This window comes from Pseudomonas sp. NPDC087697 (assembly GCF_044743155.1).
Lineage (GTDB): Bacteria > Pseudomonadota > Gammaproteobacteria > Pseudomonadales > Pseudomonadaceae > Aquipseudomonas.
Genome location: NZ_JBIUVW010000026.1, coordinates 26715 through 49066, shown reverse-complemented (window position 1 = coordinate 49066; position 22352 = coordinate 26715). Strand labels below are relative to the sequence as shown.

Genomic DNA, 22352 nt, shown 5'->3' with positions numbered 1-22352 from the left:
ATGGATATCCGTAAAGTTAAGAAACTGATCGAACTGCTGGAAGAGTCCGGCATCGACGAGCTCGAGATCAAGGAAGGCGAAGAGTCCGTACGCATCAGCCGCCACAGCAAAACCCCGGCTCAGCAGTACTACGCTCCTGCGCCAATGCACGCTCCGGCTCCGGCACCTGTCGCTGCTGCCGCGCCTGCTGTCGCCGCTGCACCTGCCGCTCCCGCAGCGCCAGTGCTGAACGGCAACGTTGCCCGTTCGCCAATGGTTGGCACCTTCTATCGCAAATCTTCGCCGTCCTCGCCGTCCTTCGTTGAAGTTGGCCAGAGCGTGAAGAAAGGCGACACCCTGTGCATCGTCGAAGCCATGAAGATGATGAACCACATCGAAGCTGAAAGCAGCGGTGTGATTGAATCCATCCTCGTCGAAGACGGCCAGCCGGTTGAGTACGACCAACCGATGTTCACCATCGTTTGAACCGCGGAGAGCCAACGATGTTGAAACCTGCGAAGTTGGAAAAAGTTCTGATCGCCAACCGCGGTGAAATCGCCCTGCGGATCCTGCGTGCCTGCAAAGAGATGGGCATCAAGACCGTCGCCGTTTACTCCAAGGCTGACAAGGATCTGATGCACCTGGGCCTGGCAGACGAATCCGTTTGCATCGGTCCGGCATCGGCCGCGCACTCTTACCTGCACATTCCGGCGATCATCGCCGCTGCCGAAGTGACCGGCGCTACCGCCATTCACCCAGGCTACGGCTTCCTCGCGGAAAACGCCGACTTCGCCGAACAGGTGGAAAACTCCGGCTTCGCCTTCATTGGCCCGAAAGCCGACACCATTCGCCTGATGGGCGACAAGGTATCGGCCAAGCACGCCATGATCGCTGCCGGCGTTCCAACCGTTCCGGGTTCCGACGGCCCGCTGCCGGAAGACGAAGAAACCGCTCTGCGCATTGGTCGTGAAGTCGGTTATCCGGTGATCATCAAAGCCGCTGGCGGCGGCGGTGGTCGCGGCATGCGCGTTGTGCATAAAGAAGAAGACCTGATCTCCTCGGCGAAACTGACCCGCTCCGAAGCAGGCGCGGCGTTCGGCAACCCGATGGTCTATCTGGAAAAATTCCTGACCAACCCACGTCACGTGGAAGTTCAGGTACTTTCCGATGGCCAGGGCCATGCCATCCATCTGGGTGACCGCGATTGCTCGCTGCAACGTCGCCACCAGAAGGTTCTCGAAGAAGCGCCGGCACCGGGCATCGACGAAAAGGCTCGCCAGGAAGTCTTCGCTCGCTGCGTCAAGGCGTGCATCGACATCGGTTACCGTGGCGCAGGCACTTTCGAGTTCCTGTACGAGAACGGCAACTTCTACTTCATCGAGATGAACACTCGTGTCCAGGTAGAACACCCGGTATCGGAAATGGTCACCGGCATCGACATCGTCAAGGAGATGCTCAGCATCGCCGCCGGCAACCCGCTGTCGTTCACCCAGGATGACGTGGTCATCCGCGGTCACGCGCTGGAATGCCGGATCAACGCCGAAGACCCGAAAACCTTCATGCCAAGCCCAGGCACGGTCAAGCACTTCCATGCCCCGGGCGGCAACGGTGTGCGGGTCGACTCGCACCTGTACAGCGGCTATGCAGTTCCGCCGAACTACGATTCGTTGATCGGCAAACTGATCACTTACGGGGCAACCCGTGAAGAAGCCATGGCGCGCATGCGCAATGCGCTGGACGAAATCGTTGTCGACGGGATCAAGACCAACATCCCGCTGCACCGCGATCTGACCCGCGACGAAGGCTTCTGCAAAGGTGGAGTCAACATCCACTACCTGGAACACAAGCTGGCTGGCCAGCATTAAGATGTGATCCAGACCAACAAGGCCGCTTTCGAGCGGCTTTGTTGTTTCTGGAGGAATCAAAAGATCGCAGCCTGCGGCAGCTCCTACGCCGAACGCGTACCCTGTAGGAGCTGCCGAAGGCTGCGATCTTTTCAAACCATACAACGCCGCTCCCTGCCGGTCGTCTTCTGCTCCGCTCTCGCGTAAACTTGCGCGCTTCTCGCAGCCCGCTAGGCTGCACATTACATTTTTCAAAGGTGCCCGCCATGCCTTGGCTGCAAGTCCGTCTCGCCATCAGCCCAGAACAAGCCGAAACCTACGAAGACGCTTTCCTTGAAGTGGGCGCCGTATCGGTGACCTTCATGGACGCCGAAGATCAGCCGATCTTCGAGCCGGAACTGAATACCACTCCACTGTGGTCGCACACTCACCTGCTGGCCCTGTTCGAAGGTGGCACCGAAGCCGCCAGCGTACTGGCTCACCTTGAGTTGCTGACCGGCAGCCCGCTGCCCGAGCATCACAGCGAAGTTATCGAGGACCAGGACTGGGAACGTAGCTGGATGGACAACTTCCAGCCAATGCGCTTCGGTCAGCGCCTGTGGATCGTCCCGAGCTGGCACGCCGCGCCCGAGCCTGATGCGGTCAACCTGTTGCTCGATCCGGGCCTGGCGTTCGGCACCGGCACCCATCCGACCACCGCACTGTGCCTGGAATGGCTCGACGGCCAGGACCTGAAAGACTGCAACGTACTGGATTTCGGCTGCGGCTCGGGGATCCTCGCGATCGCTGCACTGCTGCTGGGCGCCAAGGAAGCGGTCGGCACCGACATCGACGTGCAGGCACTGGAAGCCTCCCGCGACAATGCCGGACGCAATAACATCGCCGAAGCGCTGTTCCCGTTGTACCTGCCCCAAGATCTGCCGCAGGTTCAAGCCGACGTACTGGTGGCCAACATTCTCGCCGGCCCGCTGGTTTCCCTGGCCCCGCAACTGTCCAGCCTGGTCAAGGCCGGCGGTCGCCTGGCACTGTCAGGCATCCTCGCCGAGCAAGGCGAAGAAGTCGCAGCGGCTTATGCCAAGGACTTCGATCTGGACCCGATTGCCAATCGCGATGGCTGGGTACGCATTAGCGGCCGTCGGCGCTAAAATGAGCGCCTGCATACTCCGGATGGCCGCATGACCGATAGCTTCGTCACCCAGTGCCCGCATTGCCAGACCAGTTTCCGCGTCAGCCACGCCCAATTGAGCGTGGCCCGTGGGGTGGTTCGCTGCGGCTCTTGCCTGCAAGTGTTCAATGCAGCACGGCAGTTGCTCGAGCAACGCATGGGCAAGGAAGCTGTCGCCCTCACGACGCCACCTCCGGTCGAGCCTCCTGCACAACGGGCGATCAGCCAGAAGCAATGGACCGCCGCCGAACTCGATCTGGACAACCTCGACCTCGACGAAGAACTCGCCAAGCTCGAACAACGGGAAATCCAGCCCACCAAAGAGTTCGGCCAGGAGCGCAAGCACAAGGAAGACTCGCTGAGCGCCCGCCGCGATACGACCGAAAGCGAAGAGCCATGGTCCGACAGTCTGTTCAGCGATTCAGCCGCTGAACGCGCGCAGGCCAGCGAAAACGCGAAAGCGTCGGCCGAGAGCAACCTGTCGGCAGGCATTACCGACGAGCCGGAAAAACCTTCGCGCACCGAACCCTCGCTGTCGCTCGAACCGCTCGACCTGGACGATGAGCCGCAGGCACCGCAATTGCGCCTGGACCAGCCATTCGAAACATCGGAGCATCCAGCGCAACACGAACGCCTGTCCGCAACCGATGACAATATCGACGACGAAGCCCATGAGGTCGAGCACGCACGCAAAAAGCGCACGCGCAACGAGCCGGCCATGCATGACGAGGTGCTGCAGGACCTGGTCGACGACCCGCTACAGCTCGACTGGCAAAAACGCCGCTCGCCCTGGGGTCGCCGGTTCTTCTGGGGCCTGATGGTCCTGCTGGGCGCCGCGACCCTTGCCGGTCAATACATCGCCTATCACTTCGACGAACTGGCCCGTCAGGACCAGTACCGCCCGTGGTTCCAGCAACTGTGCCCGCACATTGGCTGCACCGTGCCGTCCAAGGTCGACATCGCGAAAATCAAAAGTAGCAACCTGATCGTGCGTAGTCATCCGGACTTCAGCGGCGCACTGGTGGTCGACGCGATCATCTACAACCGCGCGTCGTTCTCACAGCCGTTCCCGCTGCTGGAACTGCGTTTTGCGGACCTCAACGGCCACCTGATCGCCAGCCGCCGCTTCAAACCGGGCGAATACCTCAATGGCGACCTTGCGGACCTCGCAGAAATGCCGCCACAAACGCCCATTCATATTGCCCTGGATATCCTCGATCCTGGCCCAAAAGCCGTGAATTACAGCCTGAGTTTCCACTCGCCCGAGTGAATCACTTCACTTGGCGCTCAGCCACGCGCAATTGACGGCGATTTTCTGACTCCCGGCGCCGCGAACCAAACTGCTGGCAATAACAGAATAACTGTTCAGATTTTATCCAATTCAGCCTTTATCCAGTCATCGAGAGCGGGTATCATGCCAACCCTTTTTCGAACTCTCATGATCCGACCCCACAACAGGGAAGTCCTATGTCGGCGGTACGCATCGGCCCATATACATTGCACAACGGCTTGATTCTCGCCCCGATGGCGGGGGTCACCGACCAGCCCTTTCGTCAGCTGTGCAAGCAATTGGGCGCAGGGCTTGTAGTCTCGGAAATGGTCACCAGCGACATGAGTTTGTGGAACACCCGCAAATCGCGTCTGCGCATGGTCCACGAAGGTGATCCCGAGCCACGCTCGGTACAGATCGCCGGTGGTGATGCACAGATGCTCGCGGAGGCGGCCCGGGCCAACGTCGAGCTGGGCGCGCAGATTATTGATATCAACATGGGTTGTCCGGCAAAGAAGGTCTGCAACAAGGCCGCCGGCTCCGCGTTACTGAAAGATGAAGACCTGGTGACCGAGATCCTGCACGCCGTCGTGGCTGCGGTTGATGTGCCGGTTACCCTGAAGATCCGCACGGGCTGGGACCGGGCGAACAAGAACGGCCTGACGGTGGCGAAAATCGCCGAACAGGCTGGCATTACGGCGCTGGCGGTGCATGGCCGGACCCGTGCCGATCTGTACACCGGCGAAGCCGAGTACGACACCATTGCCGCGATCAAGCAGGCAGTGTCGATTCCGGTCTTCGCCAATGGCGATATCGACTCGCCCGAGAAGGCCCGGTACGTGCTTGACGCGACCGGTGCCGATGGCCTGCTGATAGGCCGGGCCGCCCAGGGGCGGCCATGGATTTTTCGTGAGATCGACCATTTTCTGCGTACCGGCGAAAAACTCCCGGTACCAGAGTTGATCGAGGTGGAACGTATTCTGCTTGAGCATCTGGCCGCGCTCCATGCCTTCTATGGAGATGTCATGGGCGTACGCATCGCTCGCAAGCATGTCGGCTGGTATCTCGCAACCCTGCCGGGCGCCAGGGAGTTTCGCGCCCACTTCAATCGTTTGGATGGTACGGAAACACAATGCGCCAACGTTCGGGAGTTCTTCGCCGAGCGCTACAAGAGCCTGACAGGGGACGGAGAAGGGGTGGCCGCGTGACGATGGTGACCGAGACTGTAGTGAGTGGCGCGGCCCCCGTGTGCGCCAACGTACCGTTGAAACCGCCCCCCACTACGCCGAGCGAAGAAGGCCAGACCCTTCGCGGGAGTGTCGAGAAGGCGCTGCACAATTATTTCGCCCACCTTGAAGGCGCTGCCGTCACGGATGTGTACAACCTGGTGCTCTCCGAAGTCGAGGCTCCACTGCTCGAATGCGTGATGAACTACGTCAAGGGCAATCAGACCAAGGCCAGTGAGCTGCTGGGACTGAACCGCGGCACCTTGCGCAAGAAACTCAAGCAGTACGATTTGTTGTAAGCATTCAATCAAACCAGAAAGGCGCCCGCGTAAAACCGGTCGCCTTTTTTGCTGACTCCTTTGCTTTTGATGGAAATTGAGATGACCGACCAGACTACCCGCCTGCCGATCCGCCGCGCCTTGATCAGCGTTTCCGACAAGACCGGGATCCTCGAATTCGCCAAGGAGCTCGAAGCTCTCGGCGTCGAGATCCTCTCCACCGGCGGGACGTTCAAGCTGCTGCAGGACAATGGCGTAGCCGCTGTGGAAGTCGCGGATTACACCGGTTTCGCAGAAATGATGGACGGTCGGGTGAAAACCCTGCACCCGAAAATCCACGGCGGAATTCTCGGTCGTCGCGGTATCGACGACGCAATCATGAACGAGCACGGCATCAAGCCGATCGATCTGGTCGCCGTTAACCTCTACCCGTTCGAAGCGACCATCAACAAGCCAGGCTGCGACCTGCCGACCGCCATCGAGAACATCGATATCGGCGGCCCGACCATGGTTCGCTCGGCAGCCAAGAACCACAAAGACGTGGCCATCGTGGTCAACGCCAGCGATTACGCCAGCGTGCTGGAAAGCCTCAAGGCCGGTGGCCTGACCTACGCTCAGCGTTTCGACCTGATGCTCAAGGCCTTCGAACACACCGCGGCCTACGACGGCATGATCGCCAACTACATGGGCACCGTGAACCAGGCGGCTGAAACCCTCAGCACCGAAGGTCGCAGCGAATTCCCGCGCACCTTCAACAGCCAGTTCATCAAGGCCCAGGAAATGCGCTACGGCGAGAACCCGCACCAGAGCGCGGCGTTCTACGTTGAAGCCAAGCCAAGCGACGTCGGCATCGCCACCGCGACCCAACTGCAAGGCAAAGAACTGTCGTACAACAACGTGGCCGATACCGACGCCGCGCTGGAATGCGTGAAGAGTTTCGTCAAACCGGCCTGCGTCATCGTCAAGCACGCCAACCCGTGTGGCGTTGCCGTGAGCCCGGACGCTGAAGGCGGTATCCGCCAGGCGTACGAGCTGGCTTACGCCACCGACACCGAGTCGGCCTTCGGCGGCATCATCGCGTTCAACCGCGAGCTGGACGCTGAAACCGCCAAAGCTATCGTCGAGCGTCAGTTCGTCGAAGTGATCATTGCCCCATCGGTCAGCGACGAAGCCCGCGCTATTGTGGCTGCCAAAGCCAACGTACGCCTGCTGGCCTGCGGCGAGTGGTCGGCGGATCGTGCTGCTGCCTGGGACTACAAACGCGTCAACGGCGGTTTGCTGGTACAGAGCCGCGACATCGGCATGATCGGCAGCGAAGACCTGAAAGTAGTGACCAAGCGTGCACCGACCGAGCAAGAGATCAACGATTTGATCTTCGCCTGGAAAGTCACCAAGTACGTCAAATCCAACGCCATCGTCTACGCCAAGAACCGCCAGACCATCGGTGTCGGCGCTGGCCAGATGAGCCGTGTGAACTCCGCACGCATCGCCGCCATCAAAGCTGAACACGCTGGCCTGCAAGTGCAGGGCGCGGTCATGGCCTCGGACGCGTTCTTCCCGTTCCGCGACGGCATCGACAACGCCGCCAAGGTCGGCATCACTGCGGTGATTCAACCGGGTGGCTCGATGCGTGACAACGAAGTGATTGCCGCGGCTGATGAAGCCGGCATCGCGATGGTGTTCACCGGCATGCGCCACTTCCGTCACTGAGAAGCAGCAACAAGCTTCAAGCTGCAAGCGACAAGTTAAGAGCAGGCCTGTGTCTCTCTTGCTTGCCGCTGCAGCCCAACTAATTTAGAGCGACAAGTTGCAATTGAGAGCCGCGCAAATCCGCCCTTACTTGCAGCTTGTAGCTTGCAGCTTCTCCGAAGGAGTCTTTCTTTGAATATTTTGATCATTGGCAGCGGTGGCCGTGAACACGCCCTGGCCTGGAAAGTCGCTCAGGATCCGCGCGTACAGAAAGTCTTCGTTGCTCCGGGCAACGCCGGCACTGCCATTGAAGCCAAGTGCGAGAACGTCGCTATCGACGTACTGGCCCTTGAGCAGTTGGCCGATTTTGCCGAGAAAAACGTCTCCCTGACCATCGTCGGTCCGGAAGTTCCGCTCGTGGCTGGCGTGGTTGATCTGTTCCGCAAACGTGGTCTGGACTGCTTCGGCCCAACCGCTGGCGCCGCTCAGTTGGAAGGTTCCAAGGCATTCACCAAGGATTTCCTGGCTCGCCACAAGATCCCGACTGCCGACTACCAGAATTTCACCGAGATCGAGCCAGCCCTGGCTTATCTGCGTGAAAAAGGTGCACCGATCGTGATCAAGGCCGACGGCCTGGCTGCCGGGAAAGGCGTGATCGTTGCCATGACCCTGACCGAAGCCGAAGACGCCGTACGCGACATGCTCGCCGGCAACGCATTCGGCGACGCCGGTTCGCGGGTGGTCATCGAAGAGTTCCTCGATGGCGAAGAAGCCAGCTTCATCGTCATGGTCGACGGCAAGAACGTTCTGCCGATGGCCACCAGCCAGGACCACAAACGTGTTGGCGACGCCGACACCGGCCCGAACACCGGCGGCATGGGTGCCTACTCCCCTGCCCCGGTGGTCACCAGCGAAGTTCACCAGCGCGTCATGGACCTGGTGATCTGGCCAACCGTGCGTGGCATGGCCGAAGAAGGCAACGTCTACACCGGCTTCCTCTACGCGGGCCTGATGATCGACAAAGCCGGTAACCCGAAAGTCATCGAGTTCAACTGCCGTTTCGGCGACCCTGAGACCCAACCGGTGATGCTGCGCCTGCAGTCGAGCCTGGTATTGCTGGTCGAAGCGGCGCTGGCACAGGCGCTGGACAAGGTTGAAGCACAATGGGACCCGCGTCCAAGCGTCGGTATCGTACTGGCTGCTGGCGGCTACCCGGGTGATTACGCCAAGGGCGCGGCCATCGAAGGTCTGGATGCAGCCGCTGCGCTGGAAGGCAAAGTCTTCCACGCCGGTACCGCACTCAAGGACGGCAAGGTTGTGACCGCCGGCGGTCGGGTGCTCTGCGCCACCGCCATGGGCGCAAGCGTCGATGCCGCCCAGCAGCAGGCTTACAAACTGGCCGCCAAAATCAACTGGGAAGGCTGCTTCTACCGCAAGGACATTGGCTACCGCGCCATTGCCCGTGAGCGTGGCGAAAATCAGGAATAAGCTATCCATTCGGCTAGGCAGGGGCCTATGGCCCTTGCCGTACTATTCCGGCGCCGCGCATAGTTATAATCTGGCATCAACCTACGAAGGGATTTCGCCGTGCGCTGGCTCAGGATTGCCATAGGTTTCACTGTCACTCTGCTGACCCTGCTCTGCATGCTCCCGGCCCAGGCCGCGCAAGGCAGTGGCTGGGCGGTATTGCTCGACGAACAGGGCATCCTGCAACTGAGCGACATTCGCTCGGCTCGCTTCACCAATCAATTCAGTCCGATTGAGCTCGACCAGATCACCGCCGCCGAACCCAGTGGCGCGTTGTGGCTGCGTTTCAAACTCAGTCCCGGCAAACACGAACAACTGCTGCGCATCTTCGCCCCTGATTTGTTGCACCTGAACCTCTACGTTCTGGACGGCGACACGCTGATCGAGCAACTGACCAGCGGCAATGAACAGCCCCAGAGCCAACGCCCCCTCCCCAGCAGCGACTTCATGTTGCCGCTGCCACAAAACGACAAGCCCCTCGACGTCTATCTACGACTGGTTTCCGAACACGAGTTACGGCCCTATATCACCTTGCAATCAGCCGCGATGACGGCAGCGAACCAGAACCAGACGCTGATCTACGGCCTGCTGTTTGGCTGTATTGCGATGCTGATCCTGCACAACCTCACGCGTTACGCCTATACCCGCTCGCGAAGCAGTCTCTGGCTGGCGGCAAGTGAGGGATTGTTGCTGCTCAGCCTGGTGCTGCTGCTGAACCTGGCAGGGCCATGGCTACCCGACTGGCATGGCGCGCAAACACCCGGCGCGTACCTGTCGCTGCTGCTGACGGCACCCTGCGGCCTGATGTTCGCCTACCGCTTCTTCGCCCCGCTTGGCCCGCATCCACTGAACAGGCTGCTGCTGGGGGACATCCTGTTCATTGTCCTGTGCAGCCTGCTGTTGCTGTTCGTCGACACCTTGCCGCTGAACATCATCACCTACGCGCTGGTGGCCCTGGCGGGCCTGAGCATGCTCTTCGTCAGCGCCTACCACTGGCAAAAAGGCTACCGGCCAGCACGCCTGTTCGTGGTGGCGATGGTGGTGTTCAACGTCGGCACGCTGATCATCCTGCCCGCGCTACTGGGGCTGACCCTGGTCGCGCCGCAAGTCCTGATCATGACCTTGCTGTCGTTCTTCTGCATCAGCGGCCTGCTGATGAGCATCGCCCTGGGTGAGCGCCAGCGCAGCATCACCGAAGACCGCTTCAGCGTCAGCCGCGATCTGGCGGCGAGCAACGCCGAGATCAATGCCAAGGCCGAGTTCCTGGCAAAAATCAGCCACGAAATCCGCACTCCGATGAATGGCGTGCTGGGCATGACCGAGCTGTTACTGGGCACCCCGCTGTCGGTCAAACAGCGCGACTACGTGCAAACCATCCACAGCGCCGGTAATGAACTGCTGACGTTGATCAATGAGATCCTCGACATCTCCAAGCTCGAGTCCGGGCAAATAGAACTCGACGACGTGCAGTTCGACCTCAACGCACTGATCGAAGACTGCCTGAGCATCTTCCGCGCCAAGGCCGAACAACAGAATGTCGAGCTGATCAGCTTCATCCAGCCACAAGTGCCCCGGGTCATCAGTGGTGACCCGACGCGTCTGCGCCAGACGCTGCTGAGCCTGCTCGAAAACGCTCTGAAGAAAACCGACGAAGGCGAGATCCTGATCGTCGTCGCACTCGACGAGCGCAGCAACAAACCGCGTCTGCGCATTGCTGTGCAAGACAGCGGGCAACCCATGGATGCCGAAGAACGAGAAGCCCTGCTGCACGCCGAGCTGCACAGCAAGAACTTCCTTTCCGCAACGCGACTGGGCGGTAACCTGGGTCTGGTGATCGCCCGCCAATTGATTCTGCTGATGCATGGCGAGTTCGGCATCAAGAGCGGCAGCAATCAGGGCAGCACACTGTGGCTGACCTTGCCGCTGGACCCTGAACGTCTCGAACACCCGACCTGCGATCTCGATGGTCCGCTGCAAGGCGCCCGGGTGTTGGTGGTCGACGACAACGACACCTGCCGCAAAGTCCTCGTGCAGCAATGCAGCGCCTGGGGTCTGAACGTCAGCGCCGTACCTTCCGGCAAGGAAGCCCTCGCCCTGCTGCGCACCAAGGCGCACCTGCGTGACTACTTCGACGTGGTCCTGCTCGACCAGAACATGCCCGGCATGACCGGCATGCAGCTGGCGGCGAAGATCAAGGAAGACCCGAGCCTGAATCACGACATTCTGCTGATCATGCTCACCGGGATCAGCAACGCACCGAGCAAGGTCATCGCACGCAACGCGGGGATAAAACGCATCCTGGCCAAACCCGTGGCCGGCTACACCCTCAAGACCACGCTGGCGGACGAACTGAGCCAACGCAACAAAGGCCTGGCTGTCTCGCAGCAGCTGCCAACCGGCGCGCCTGCTGTGGTCAAGGTGCCGAGCGATTTCCGCATTCTGGTGGCCGAAGACAACAGCATTTCGACCAAAGTGATTCGCGGCATGCTCGGCAAGCTCAACCTGGAACCGGACACCGCCAGCAACGGCGAAGAAGCCTTGAAAGCGATGAAGGCCCAGCGCTACGACCTGGTGTTGATGGACTGCGAAATGCCAATCCTCGATGGTTTCTCCGCCACTCAGCAATTGCGTGCCTGGGAAGTCGGTAATCAGCGAGTTCGCACACCCGTGGTGGCGCTTACCGCGCACATCCTGGCCGAACACAAAGAGCGTGCGCGGCAGGCCGGCATGGATGGGCATATGGCCAAGCCCGTCGAACTGTCACAACTGCGTGAACTGATCGAGCATTGGGTCGCACAGCGCGATCAGCAGAACCGGGCAACGGCTCAGACGTCCTGAGCCGACAGACCCCGCAGCGCCTGATAGACTCCACCTCGACTTCCCTCGCCAGTGAGCTTGCCCCATGCTCCACGTGTTGTTCAGCGTTTACCTGAAGATGCTGGTGCTCTACAGCCCATTCTTCGTGTTGTCCTGCTTCATCAGCCTGACCCGTGGCTACTCCAACAAGGAACGGCGGCGCCTGGCCTGGAATGTCGCCCTCGCGACCCTGGTCTCCAGCGTCCTGTTGTATTTGTTCGGGCGAGTAATTTTCAGCGTGTTCGGTATCACCGTAGACGCGTTCCGCATTGGCGCCGGCAGCGTGCTGTTCATCTCGGCATTAGGCATGGCGCAGGGCAAGTCGGCGATCCAGACCGACAACGTGCAGCAGGACGTGACCATCGTCCCGCTGACCATTCCGCTCACCGTCGGCCCCGGCACCATCGGGGCCTTGCTGGTGATGGGCGTCAGCCAACCGCACTGGGACGACAAACTCACCGCCATCCTCAGTATTGCCATGGCCAGCCTGACCGTCGGCGTGGTGCTGTACCTGTCCAACCGCATCGAACGGATCCTCGGCGATCAGGGTCTGCAGATTGTCAGCCGGTTGATGGGGTTGTTTGTGTGTGCGTTGGCGGCGCAGATTATCTTTACCGGAGTGAAGGGGTATCTGGTGCCTTAGTTCGTCGCAAGATCGCCCTATCGAAAAACAAGGCCTTGTCGTTAAAGCACAAGGCCTTGCCAATGTTGATCAAACCAAACGGCTCAGAGCTTCAGTTTCCTTACCAGGATCTTGTCTGAGTAAGCGTCAATTTTTTCGTGGACCCGCTCTCGGTAGCTTTCAAACACCTCCCGATTGAAAGCAAAAACGCCGCCATCCGGGACGACGAGCACTTCTTTGTCAAATTCACTCCAAAAAAAGAAGTCTTCCTCAAACACTGTGGTGCTATAGCGCAAACCATACAGGCAGACGACCACGTCGCCGGAGTCAAGGCGCTCGCAAGGCGCTCGCAAGGCGCAAACTTGAGAATGCCCGAACCACCGTGCGCGATGTTGCCACGAAAGAAGTTCCAGGCAAACTCGTCCAGTTTCAAGGCCCCGTAGGTTTCCTCAATAAGCTGACCTAAACGTTCAGACCCCAAACGACCAATAATCGTATGGCTGATGCTCAACAGTTGATTAACATTCGACACCCTCAGCGGTTCAGAGGGGACGATAGCCTTCAGTGTGAAACCTGCCTTTAACAACCGGCCCTGGTAATAATCGAACCAGACTTTCTTTGATACTTGCCCTGGGTACTTATCATTCGCCGCCAGTTCTGCATACAGCAAGCAGTCCTGTACATCCTGTTGGTCCTGCGGGCAAACTTCGGATGCAAAGGACAATAAGCAGCCACCCACTACTACAGCATCAGCAAGCTCTGACATATTGACACCTTGTTCATCTACGCTAAATAAACCAACATTCTTTTGAAAGCCTCTTACGACCTTACTGCCCTGTAAGTTTCTTAAACAGATCATCGCCAAACTGATCAATGTAGTTATAAACCTGCTGGCGTTTTCGATCAAACACACGCTTATTAAACTTTCGAATACCTGCCGCCTGAAAAAGATGAACTCCCTCCGTCTTGAAAGTAAAAAACAGAAAGTCGCCATCGTAGTCCTTGCTGAACACATCCAGGCCGCCCATGACCATTGCCATGCCACCACCAGGAGCAACGATACAAGGAACTGCCTTGAAGCTGACAACCGAACTTTCCTTGCTTCCGGCGTCTACGATCTTCAGCGCTTCTTTATCGCCCTTGAGCTTGTCGAAGCCCGCCACAACCAGGCTCAACACATTTCCAGAGCCCGCGCTGATGACGGTCTCAAGCACTTGCAACAATGCATCGTTCATCGTCAGCGTCAGCTTTTTGGAGTCATACTTTTTATACGTGTAGCTTTCGGTGACCCAGCCAATCGCCGACAAGGCTTCGTTATAGGCCATGTATTGCTGTTCCTGCGAGGTTTCGGCAGGCAACTTTCTGACGACGGCTTCGGCAAAAGACTGGCTATCCAGCGCATCCTGCTTATCATCTTCGCTAAGCCGCGCCTCAAATACCATAAGGGACGGACCGACGACCGACGCATCAATTTCCTGCGCAGCACGATTAGCCAAAATACCGCCGCTCTTGGCAAACGCCTTGAGTCGGGGACGCGCGGAAACCTCAGTTAGCTGAGCCTCGATTCGCTCAAAGTATTTATCCTGTACAGCCTCATCGAAAGGGAGATCCGCGACAATACTAATTATTTCGTTTTTCATATAAATTTCCTTAGCAAATAATCACCGCTCCATGCGGTAAAAACAAAACTAAGACACTCAACTTAAACCGTCAAACCCATTCGCATAAATAACTTATTCCAATAGTTACCAACCCAAAACAACTCCAACAGCAAACCATAACCCGCGCACACAAAAGCGCGCCGCTTATTGGCGGCGTTAGTTGCGAAAATCATTATTAAAACGCAAGCGACCTCGGTGTGAGGTCGCCGCTATTCAGGAGGCCGGCTTGGTTGGATACCAACGCGGTGTATAAACCCACTCACCACCCTCGGCACGAGGGAACACACAAGTGGTGGACGAACCGATCAGCACCATGGTGCGCATATCGACCTGTTCCGGTGTCAGTTGCCCCAGCGTGGTCACGCGCAACGTCTGCCCCGGACGACCAATATCCCGCCCCAGCACCACCGGTGTTTCCGGCGTACGGTGCTGGGCGACGATTTCCAGCGCACGGCCCAATTGCCACGGCCGCGAACGCGAGATCGGGTTGTAAAAGGCCAAGGCCAGGTCGGCTTGTGCCGCGAGGTCCAAACGCTTCTCGATGATCGCCCAGGGTTTCAGGTTGTCCGACAGCGACATCACGCAGAAGTCATGCCCCAACGGTGCGCCCGCTTGGGCGGCGGTCGCCAATGAAGCGGAGACCCCCGGCAGGATTTCCAGATCGACGCTGTGCCAGCTCGAATCGCTGGATTCATGCAACGCTTCCAGCACCGCTGCCGCCATGGCGAACACGCCCGGATCTCCGGATGACACCACCACGACCGAACGCCCTTGCGCCGCCAGTTCGAACGCGTGACGCGCGCGCTGCATTTCTTCGCGGTTGTCGGTGCAGTGCAGCACCTGATCGGCGCGGAACGGCCCGGCCATGCGCACGTAGGTTTCGTAGCCGAGCACGTCGTTGGCACGAGCCAGCTCCGCCTTGACCGCCGGCACCATCAGTTCCGCAGCGCCAGGGCCTAGGCCAATGACGGCCAAACGGCCACGAGGACGACCGATCTGCAATGGGTCCAGCGGCTGCTCGGCGACCGCGATGGCGATCCCGTTGCTTGCATGGATGCACACGGATTGCCCGACAGCGTTTTCTGCCAGTTCAGCTACACAGCCAGCCGCCGCAAAACGCAGTGGCACACCGAGCTCGAGTGCTGCTTCACGCAACACCGGGCTGGCCATTTGCTGATCGCTGGCCAACAAGCACGCCACCGATTGCACAGCAATTTTCGCTTGGTGCAATGCATCGCGTAGAGCGTTCGGCAAATCTGCAACGTCGGCGCTCACCGCGACCAGCACATTTTGCGGGTAGATCAACAACTCATTGGCCGCAGGCTCGCGTTCGTTGCTGCCTACATGAATGGCCAAATGCGCCTGCGGATCCTGCGGCAACTGCGCTTGGGCAAGCCACGGGGCGGCACCTTCGATACGCACGCTTTGACCGGCCAGCAAGTCCGAAACAAAGCGCTTGCCCAGTTCCAGATCGCCCAACGCATAACCACTCGGAGGGTTAAGCAAGCATGTGCCGAAGCGCAACTCACCGCTGGTGGTGATGGCCGCAGCCACGCCCAGGCCATCCGCGATCTCGCGAGCCAGCACGTTCACCCCGCCCAGACCACCGAGCAACGGCACGACGGCGCTGCCATCTTCGGCAACGGCCAGCACCGGCGGCTCTGCGCCTTTTTCCAAAAGCAATGGCGCCAGGGTCCGAATGACAATACCGGCTGCGCACAAGGCAATGATCGGCGTGTCGTGTTGATAGAGCTGGCGCAGCGTCGCGCCAAACTCGTGATAAACGCGGTCCGCGCCTTCGACCCGTTCGGCCAGACCGTGGATCAAAGCGTCCGGATACAACTGTTGGATTTTGCGCGCGGTAGCGAGGCTGCCATTGCCAAGAATGACAATCGCCGGAACTGGACGGGTCATCAGCCTTGCCACCTTTCACCGGGAACGATGATCAACGAAAAGTACGGCGAGGACATCGGCTCGACCTGATCCAGCGGCACGATTTTCTGATTGGCCATGGTTGCGCGCTCAACGTACAACGCACGCTCTGCCAGACCGAGTTCTTCCAGCACCTGACGAACCTTGGGAAAGTTACGCCCCAGCTTCATGACGACTGCCGCGTCGGCATCGGCCAAACGACGTTTGAGTTCTTCGTGGGGCAACACGCCGGACAGCACCGACAGGCTCTGATTGCGATACACCAGTGGCGCACCGAGCACCGAGGCACCGCCAAGCATCGAGCAGACACCCGGCACAACTTCAGCTTCGTAACGTTCGGCCAGACGATCGTGCAAGTACATATAAGAGCCGTAGAAGAACGGATCACCTTCGCAGATCACCGCCACGTCACGCCCGGCATCCAGATGCGCAGCGAGCTGTTCGCCGGCCGCGTCATAGAAGTCGCTGATCACTTGCTCGTAGGACAGCGGCGGTGCCAAGGTCTCGGTGGTCACCGGGTAGACCAGCGGCAGCAGAGTCTGCGCGTCCTGCAAGTGCGCTTCGATGATACCGAACGCATTGCCTTTTTTGCCCTTGGCGACGAAGTACGCCACCACTGGAGACTCGCGCAGCAGGCGCAAGGCTTTGACGGTAATCAGTTCCGGATCACCGGGGCCGACGCCAAGGCCGATCAAACGTCCAGGTTGCTGCATCATTCAATCTCCGTGGCGAGGGCATTGACCGCTGCGGCTGCCATGGCGCTGCCGCCCAGCCGGCCTTGCATGATCACAAACGGCACGCCACGGCTGTCAGCCGCGAGCATCGCCTTGGATTCGGCGGCGCCGACGAAGCCCACCGGGAAGCCGAGAATCAACGCCGGTTTTGGCGCGCCGGCATCGAGCATTTCCAGCAAGTAGAACAGTGCGGTCGGGGCGTTGCCGATCACCACCACGCTGCCTTCCAGGTGTGGGCGCCAAAGCTCCAACGCAGCCGCCGAACGGGTGTTGCCCAATTCGCGGGCCAGGTCCGGAACGCTCTCATCGCGCAAGGTGCAAATCACCGGATTGTTGGCCGGCAAGCGTGCACGGGTCACGCCTTCGGAGACCATTCGCGCATCACACAGAATCGGCGCACCGGCAGCCAGCGCATCGCGCCCGGCCTTGCCCGCACCGTCGGAAAATTGCAGGCCATCGATGGCATCGACCATGCCGCAGGCGTGGATCACCCGTACTGCGAGTTTTTCCAGATCGGCCGGGATCCGGTCGAGGTTGGCCTCGGCGCGAATGATCGCGAAGGAGTTGCGATAGATCTCCTGACCGTCGCGGATGTAATCAAGCATCAAGGGGGGCTCCGTGGGCAGGCATCGAGCAATGCGCCGGCCGCTTCAATAGTGAGGTTGCGTGCTTGCAGGGCGCCAAAACCCGGCTGCCCTGCATCGCGAAAATGGAGGTCGTAATGACCGGGGCTGACCGCCAGCAGGGTGACCGGCGCGATGTGCGCGGCGGCGCAGGAACGCGGGCAGCCAGACAGGTGAACCTGCGGTCGGCCAGCCTGGCCTTGAAGCAATGTCGCCAGGTGCAGGGCATCGCCCTTGGTATCCGCCAAACCTTTTGCGCACCCGGCGGAACCGGTGCAGGCCACCAGATGGGTCAAGGCTTGATCGGCGCACAGCAGAAACCCCAGGGCCTGCAATCGCTCACTGAGCGCCGGGGCATCCTGATGGCGAATGTTCGGCAGCAGCAGGCTTTGCCAAGGAGTGAAACGCAGGCTGGCGTCACCGAACTCCTCGGCCAGACGCGCCGCGCCTTTAAGCATCGAAGAATCCAGGCGTCCCAGAGGCGGGACAGCGCCGACATAAACCCGGCCTTCCTGACGCTGTGGATAAGTGCCTATGTGCAACCCTGGCCGCGACTCGGCACGTTGCCAGTCGTTGATCGGGATCAGCGACACGCGCTCGGCCAGAGCCTGCAACACCGACTCCAGCGAACGCTCGGCCAGCACATGCCGCATGCGGGTCTGATCCGGCCGTGCCAGATCGAGAAACAGTTCCAGCACCGCGACAACCAAGGCGTGACCGTCATTGCGCAATACCGCCCCTGCCGGCGTGTCCGTGGGGCAACCCGCCAGACCGAAGGCCAGCAATGGCTCACCGTTGCGCTCAACGGCACTCAACCAGAGGTCGTGAGGATGTTCGAGCATCGCCAGCGCCTCGCCGCCATCCAGTTGCACGGCAAACTTGGCCGACAGCTCGTGAAAACGTTCGTGGCTTTGCAAGGAGGCGAGGATCTGCCCGGCCAGCGGGCGAGTGTCGAACAGCATGTGCCGATCGATGCCGGCGCCAGGGCTGAGCATCAGGTTGCGCACATCATCGCCAGCCGCAGTCTTTGGACCCAACCCGGCTGCCAGCAGACTGTCGATCAATGGCCGGTGCTCGCTGCCGATCCCGCGAATCTGCAGATTGGCGCGGTTGGTCGCTTCGATCACCCCACCGGCATAACACTCTGCGGCCTCGGCCACGGCCACCGCCTGGGCAGTGCTGATCGACCCGCCATTCAACTTGATCCGGCAGATGCCGCCGTCCGATGCCTGGACAATACGCAGCAACCCCGGACAGGCCGAGGGGCGTAAGGCGGTGTGCATCTGACGTTCGTTCAAGGGGGCGACCGGCTAAGAGGTAGAAGCACTTCGCGGGCGAAGGCGCGGTATTATGCCTGCTTTGTCTGACGGCATGAAAAGCCTGCCCGTCGGAACACCCAGTTTGAGGAATATAAATGGCCCCCTGGCTGACAGTGGTAGGCATCGGTGAAGACGGCTTCAAGGGGCTGGGCAAGAACGCTCGACGCGCGCTGCTGGGTGCTTCACGGATTTTCGGTAGCCAACGGCAACTGGATCTGCTGCCCGTATGCATCCGTGGCGAACGGCAGCTTTGGCCGAGTCCATTTTCCCTTGAGCCGGTACTGGCGCAACGCGGTGAGCCGATCTGTGTGCTGGCCAGCGGCGATCCTATGCTGTTCGGCGTGGGCGCCAGCCTGGCTCGGCAGGTGCCGAGCCACGAGATGCTGATTATCCCGGCACCTTCCTCCTGCTCACTGGCGGCAGCGCGGATGGGCTGGCCATTGCAAGAAGTCGTCACGCTGTCGGTAGTCGCCCGGCCAGTCGCAGCGCTGAACGCTCAGCTGTTCAGCGGAGCTCGCTTGCTGGTCTTGAGCAACGACGGACACAGCCCTGCCGCGATTGCCGCGCTACTGCGTGAACGCGGTTTCGGGCGGAGCCGGATGACCGTGCTGGAACACTTGGGCGGCGAGAGCGAACGACGTGTCGAAGGCCTCGCCAGCTACTGGACCGACCCGGCCATTGCCGATCTCAATCTGGTCGCCATCGAGTGCCTCGCCGAACCCGATACTCCGCGCCTGTCGCGTCTGGCGGGCTTGCCAGACGCAGCCTTCAAGCACGACGGCCAACTGACCAAGCGTGATGTGCGCGCCATCACTCTTGCCCGTCTCGCGCCGGTGCCCGGTGAGCTTTTGTGGGATGTTGGCGCAGGCTCAGGTTCGATCGGCATCGAGTGGATGCGTACGCATCCGAGTTGCCGCACGCTGGCCATCGAAGCCGATGCTGGTCGTCAGCAACTGATCGAACATAACCGCGACACCCTCGGTGTTCCCGGCCTGCAATTGATTCGAGGCAGTGCGCCGCACGCCTTGGCCGGCCTTGAGCGGCCCGATGCGATCTTCATCGGTGGCGGCGTGACGCGTGACGGTGTGCTCGACACATGTTGGGCGCAGCTCAAACCCGGTGGCCGACTGATCGCCAACGCAGTCACTCTGCAAAGCGAAATGACCTTGATGGCCTGGCGCGAACAACACGGTGGCGAGCTGACGCGGATTCATATCGCTCAGGCGCAGCCGCTGGGAGAGTTCGACACCTGGCGCCAGGCACTGCCCATTACTTTGCTGGACGTGGTTAAACCCTTCGATGCGTGACGAAACCGCCGAACAACCCGCCCCGCTGCGCAGCGGCCTGACCACCGGCAGCTGCGCCACCGCGACCAGCCTCGCCGCCGCGCGCCTGCTGCTCGGCGGTGTGAGCAGCGACGCAGTGCACATCGTCCTGCCCAAAGGTAAACAGGTGCAGATGCGTCTGGAGTTTTGCCGACTCACTGCCGATGGCGCCGAAGCCGGAACGATTAAAGATGCCGGCGACGACCCGGACGTGACCCACGGTGCATTGCTCTACTGTCAGGTGCGCTTGATGAGCGAACCCGGTATTCATTTCAGCGCCGGCAAAGGAGTTGGTACCGTCACGCGTCCGGGGCTGGTACTGAGTGTCGGCGAACCGGCGATCAACCCGGTGCCACGCAAGATGATCACCGACCATCTGCTATTGCTTGCGCAGGAGTTCCATTACAGCGGCGGTTTTGAGGTGACGGTCAACGTCGAGGACGGCGAGGCCCTGGCGCTAAAAACCATGAACCCGCGATTGGGCATTCTTGGCGGGCTGTCGATCCTCGGCACCAGCGGCATCGTTCGGCCGTTCTCTTGCGCGGCCTACATCGCCTCAATCCACCAGGGCATCGACGTCGCCAAAACCAACGGTTACCTGCACATCGCCGCCTGCACCGGCAACGCCAGCGAAGACACCATGCGCCGGGTTTACGACTTGCCGGAAATCGCCCTGATCGAAATGGGCGACTTCGTCGGCGCGGTGCTCAAACACCTGCGCAAAGTGCCTGTGGATAAACTCAGCCTGTGCGGCGGATTTGGCAAAATCAGCAAACTCGCCGCCGGACATATGGACTTGCACAGTCGCCACTCCAGCATCGACCTGCCGCAACTGGCCGAATGGGCAGCGGCCGTTGGCGCAGACGAGGTATTGCAGCAAGGCATTCGCGAGGCCAACACCAGCCAGCAAGCCTTGGCCATGGCCAGCGCCGCCGGTATCGCCCTCGGCGAAGCGGTGTGTCAGCACGCGCTGGATTTTGCCCGCAGCGTGGTGCCCAAGCAGGTTCAGGTCGAGGTGTTTGCCATCGATCGCCAAGGTGGCATCGTCGGTCATGCCGGAGCTTTTCAATGAAACGTCTGTTGCTGCTCGGTGGCGTCACCGAAGCCTTGGCGATTGCCCGCACCCTCGGCCCGCAACATATCTACAGCCTTGCGGGCGTGGGTCGCGTGCCGACCGACCTGAACTGCCAGGTGCGAGTCGGTGGCTATGGCGGCGCTGAAGGCCTGACGCAATTCATCAAGGATCAAGGCATTGATCTGTTGCTCGACGCCACCCACCCCTACGCCGCGCAAATCAGCCAGAACGCCGCCATCGCCGCGCAACAAAGCGGCATCCCGTGCTGGGCACTACGCCGCCCGGCGTGGCAAGCACAGGCTGGGGATGACTGGCGCGAAGTCAGCGACTGGGCCGAGCTGATCGACGCGCTGAAACCGTTCAAGCGCCCACTGTTCACCTTGGGCCGCGAGCCGTTGCAGCACCTGGATGAAATCCCGCCCGAGCAGTTCTGGACCTTACGCGCGCTGGAGGTTTATCCCGGCAACGAACGCTGCGAAGTGATCGGTGCACGCGGACCGTTTTTCATCGAAGACGAACGCGCACTGTTTGAACGTCGGCAGATCGATGTACTGATCAGCAAAAACAGCGGCAGCAGCGCCACCGAGCCCAAGCTTGAAGTGGCCCGCGAACGCGGGGTACCGGTGTTGATCCTCAAGCGGCCGGTGTTGCCGGGGGTTGAGCGGGAGTTTGGGAGTGTGGTTGAGGTGTTGGAGGCGCTGAATACACTCGGATAAAACTGTACGACTTTACGGACAACATCTCAGGAACAAGCCGACTGTTTCATTTTCCTGCTCAAGCTTATGGTTCTCGGCATAAACCGCGCTGAGAATGAAAATGGCAATTACATTTACCCGTTTCGATCCCGCAGACTTTATTCAAAGCCCTGGAGAAATTGCCGCCTATCTTCAAGCCTGCATTGAAGAAGATAGCGGCGATGGCGAGCTTTTCCGCAAAGCCCTATCAGATATAAGCCGAGTTCAAGTCCTTCCACCCGCGACTTCCGCAGACAGACACGCAACCGATCAAGTGTCGATAATGGCTTACAGCCGAAACGTCTTTCATACAATCATTGCTCGAATCAGCCGAGACCCGGAATTCGCCCGGGCATTACAAAACGAAGCCGCTACACTCTTTCGAAACGGTGAACCGGAACTCGCTCACCGCATTTTGCACCTGTTGATCAAGGCGCTGCGACACCACACCGCACGGCGGTTTTTTACTTATGGTTCCCGATCAGGCTAAATA

At 60.1% G+C, this 22352-nt stretch carries 20 protein-coding genes; 14 read left to right on the top strand and 6 right to left on the bottom strand.

Annotated features, from left to right (window positions below):
• From accB to ACIPIN_RS17975, 10 genes are all read left to right on the top strand, one after another.
• Complete coding sequence (gene accB, locus ACIPIN_RS18020) at positions 1 to 465, top strand: acetyl-CoA carboxylase biotin carboxyl carrier protein (RefSeq protein ID WP_401120645.1); 465 nt, start codon at positions 1 to 3, stop codon at positions 463 to 465.
• A 17-nt stretch (positions 466 to 482) separates the two neighbouring features.
• A complete protein-coding gene (accC, locus tag ACIPIN_RS18015; protein ID WP_401120643.1) occupies positions 483 to 1844 on the top strand; it encodes an acetyl-CoA carboxylase biotin carboxylase subunit in 1362 nt (453 codons plus the stop codon).
• A 245-nt stretch (positions 1845 to 2089) separates the two neighbouring features.
• Positions 2090 to 2968, top strand: coding sequence for a 50S ribosomal protein L11 methyltransferase (gene prmA / locus ACIPIN_RS18010; protein ID WP_401120641.1), 879 nt, complete (start codon positions 2090 to 2092; stop codon positions 2966 to 2968).
• A 30-nt stretch (positions 2969 to 2998) separates the two neighbouring features.
• Positions 2999 to 4258, top strand: coding sequence for a DUF3426 domain-containing protein (locus tag ACIPIN_RS18005; RefSeq protein ID WP_401120639.1), 1260 nt, complete (start codon positions 2999 to 3001; stop codon positions 4256 to 4258).
• Positions 4259 to 4455: 197 nt separating this feature from the next.
• Positions 4456 to 5466 (top strand): tRNA dihydrouridine synthase DusB, encoded by a 1011-nt coding sequence (dusB, locus tag ACIPIN_RS18000; protein ID WP_401120637.1) that lies wholly within the window; start codon positions 4456 to 4458, stop codon positions 5464 to 5466.
• A gap of 2 nt (positions 5467 to 5468) precedes the next feature.
• Positions 5469 to 5783, top strand: coding sequence for a DNA-binding transcriptional regulator Fis (gene fis / locus ACIPIN_RS17995; protein ID WP_401120680.1), 315 nt, complete (start codon positions 5469 to 5471; stop codon positions 5781 to 5783).
• A gap of 81 nt (positions 5784 to 5864) precedes the next feature.
• Positions 5865 to 7472, top strand: a complete 1608-nt coding sequence (purH, locus tag ACIPIN_RS17990; protein ID WP_401120635.1) for a bifunctional phosphoribosylaminoimidazolecarboxamide formyltransferase/IMP cyclohydrolase — start codon at positions 5865 to 5867, stop codon at positions 7470 to 7472.
• A gap of 171 nt (positions 7473 to 7643) precedes the next feature.
• Positions 7644 to 8939: a phosphoribosylamine--glycine ligase gene (purD, locus tag ACIPIN_RS17985; RefSeq protein WP_401120633.1), complete on the top strand. Its 1296-nt coding sequence runs from the start codon at positions 7644 to 7646 to the stop codon at positions 8937 to 8939.
• A 99-nt stretch (positions 8940 to 9038) separates the two neighbouring features.
• Positions 9039 to 11816: a response regulator gene (locus ACIPIN_RS17980; RefSeq protein WP_401120631.1), complete on the top strand. Its 2778-nt coding sequence runs from the start codon at positions 9039 to 9041 to the stop codon at positions 11814 to 11816.
• Positions 11817 to 11880: 64 nt separating this feature from the next.
• A complete protein-coding gene (locus ACIPIN_RS17975; protein WP_123423697.1) occupies positions 11881 to 12477 on the top strand; it encodes a MarC family protein in 597 nt (198 codons plus the stop codon).
• A gap of 100 nt (positions 12478 to 12577) precedes the next feature.
• Here ACIPIN_RS17975 and ACIPIN_RS17970 read toward each other — a convergent pair whose 3' ends face one another.
• From ACIPIN_RS17970 to cobG, 6 genes are all read right to left on the bottom strand, one after another.
• Entirely contained in the window at positions 12578 to 13222 is a 645-nt protein-coding gene (locus ACIPIN_RS17970) for a hypothetical protein (protein ID WP_401120629.1), read from the bottom strand.
• A gap of 61 nt (positions 13223 to 13283) precedes the next feature.
• Positions 13284 to 14096, bottom strand: coding sequence for a hypothetical protein (locus tag ACIPIN_RS17965; protein ID WP_401120627.1), 813 nt, complete (start codon positions 14094 to 14096; stop codon positions 13284 to 13286).
• Between the two features lie 234 nt (positions 14097 to 14330).
• On the bottom strand, positions 14331 to 16031 hold the full coding sequence (gene cobJ / locus ACIPIN_RS17960) for a precorrin-3B C(17)-methyltransferase (protein ID WP_401120626.1): 1701 nt from the start codon (positions 16029 to 16031) through the stop codon (positions 14331 to 14333).
• A complete protein-coding gene (locus ACIPIN_RS17955) occupies positions 16031 to 16762 on the bottom strand; it encodes a precorrin-2 C(20)-methyltransferase (RefSeq protein ID WP_054598226.1) in 732 nt (243 codons plus the stop codon). Before ACIPIN_RS17955 ends, cobJ begins: the two co-directional genes overlap by 1 nt.
• Entirely contained in the window at positions 16762 to 17388 is a 627-nt protein-coding gene (locus tag ACIPIN_RS17950; RefSeq protein ID WP_401120624.1) for a precorrin-8X methylmutase, read from the bottom strand. The genes ACIPIN_RS17955 and ACIPIN_RS17950 overlap by 1 nt, the downstream gene beginning before the upstream one ends.
• Positions 17388 to 18689: a precorrin-3B synthase gene (cobG, locus tag ACIPIN_RS17945; RefSeq protein ID WP_401120622.1), complete on the bottom strand. Its 1302-nt coding sequence runs from the start codon at positions 18687 to 18689 to the stop codon at positions 17388 to 17390. Before cobG ends, ACIPIN_RS17950 begins: the two co-directional genes overlap by 1 nt.
• Positions 18690 to 18820: 131 nt before the next feature.
• On the opposite strand from cobG, the gene cbiE reads away from it, so the two are divergent.
• The 4 genes from cbiE (at position 18821) to ACIPIN_RS17925 (ending at position 22349) form a co-directional block, all read left to right on the top strand.
• Positions 18821 to 20032, top strand: coding sequence for a precorrin-6y C5,15-methyltransferase (decarboxylating) subunit CbiE (gene cbiE / locus ACIPIN_RS17940; protein ID WP_401120621.1), 1212 nt, complete (start codon positions 18821 to 18823; stop codon positions 20030 to 20032).
• The gene (locus tag ACIPIN_RS17935; RefSeq protein ID WP_401120620.1) at positions 20025 to 21122 is read left to right on the top strand and encodes a cobalt-precorrin-5B (C(1))-methyltransferase; all 1098 of its coding nucleotides are present in this window, start codon (positions 20025 to 20027) and stop codon (positions 21120 to 21122) included. The genes cbiE and ACIPIN_RS17935 overlap by 8 nt, the downstream gene beginning before the upstream one ends.
• Positions 21119 to 21841: a cobalt-precorrin-6A reductase gene (locus ACIPIN_RS17930; RefSeq protein WP_401120619.1), complete on the top strand. Its 723-nt coding sequence runs from the start codon at positions 21119 to 21121 to the stop codon at positions 21839 to 21841. The genes ACIPIN_RS17935 and ACIPIN_RS17930 overlap by 4 nt, the downstream gene beginning before the upstream one ends.
• A gap of 94 nt (positions 21842 to 21935) precedes the next feature.
• The gene (locus ACIPIN_RS17925) at positions 21936 to 22349 is read left to right on the top strand and encodes a DNA-binding protein (RefSeq protein ID WP_401120618.1); all 414 of its coding nucleotides are present in this window, start codon (positions 21936 to 21938) and stop codon (positions 22347 to 22349) included.
• Positions 22350 to 22352 lie beyond the last annotated feature (3 nt).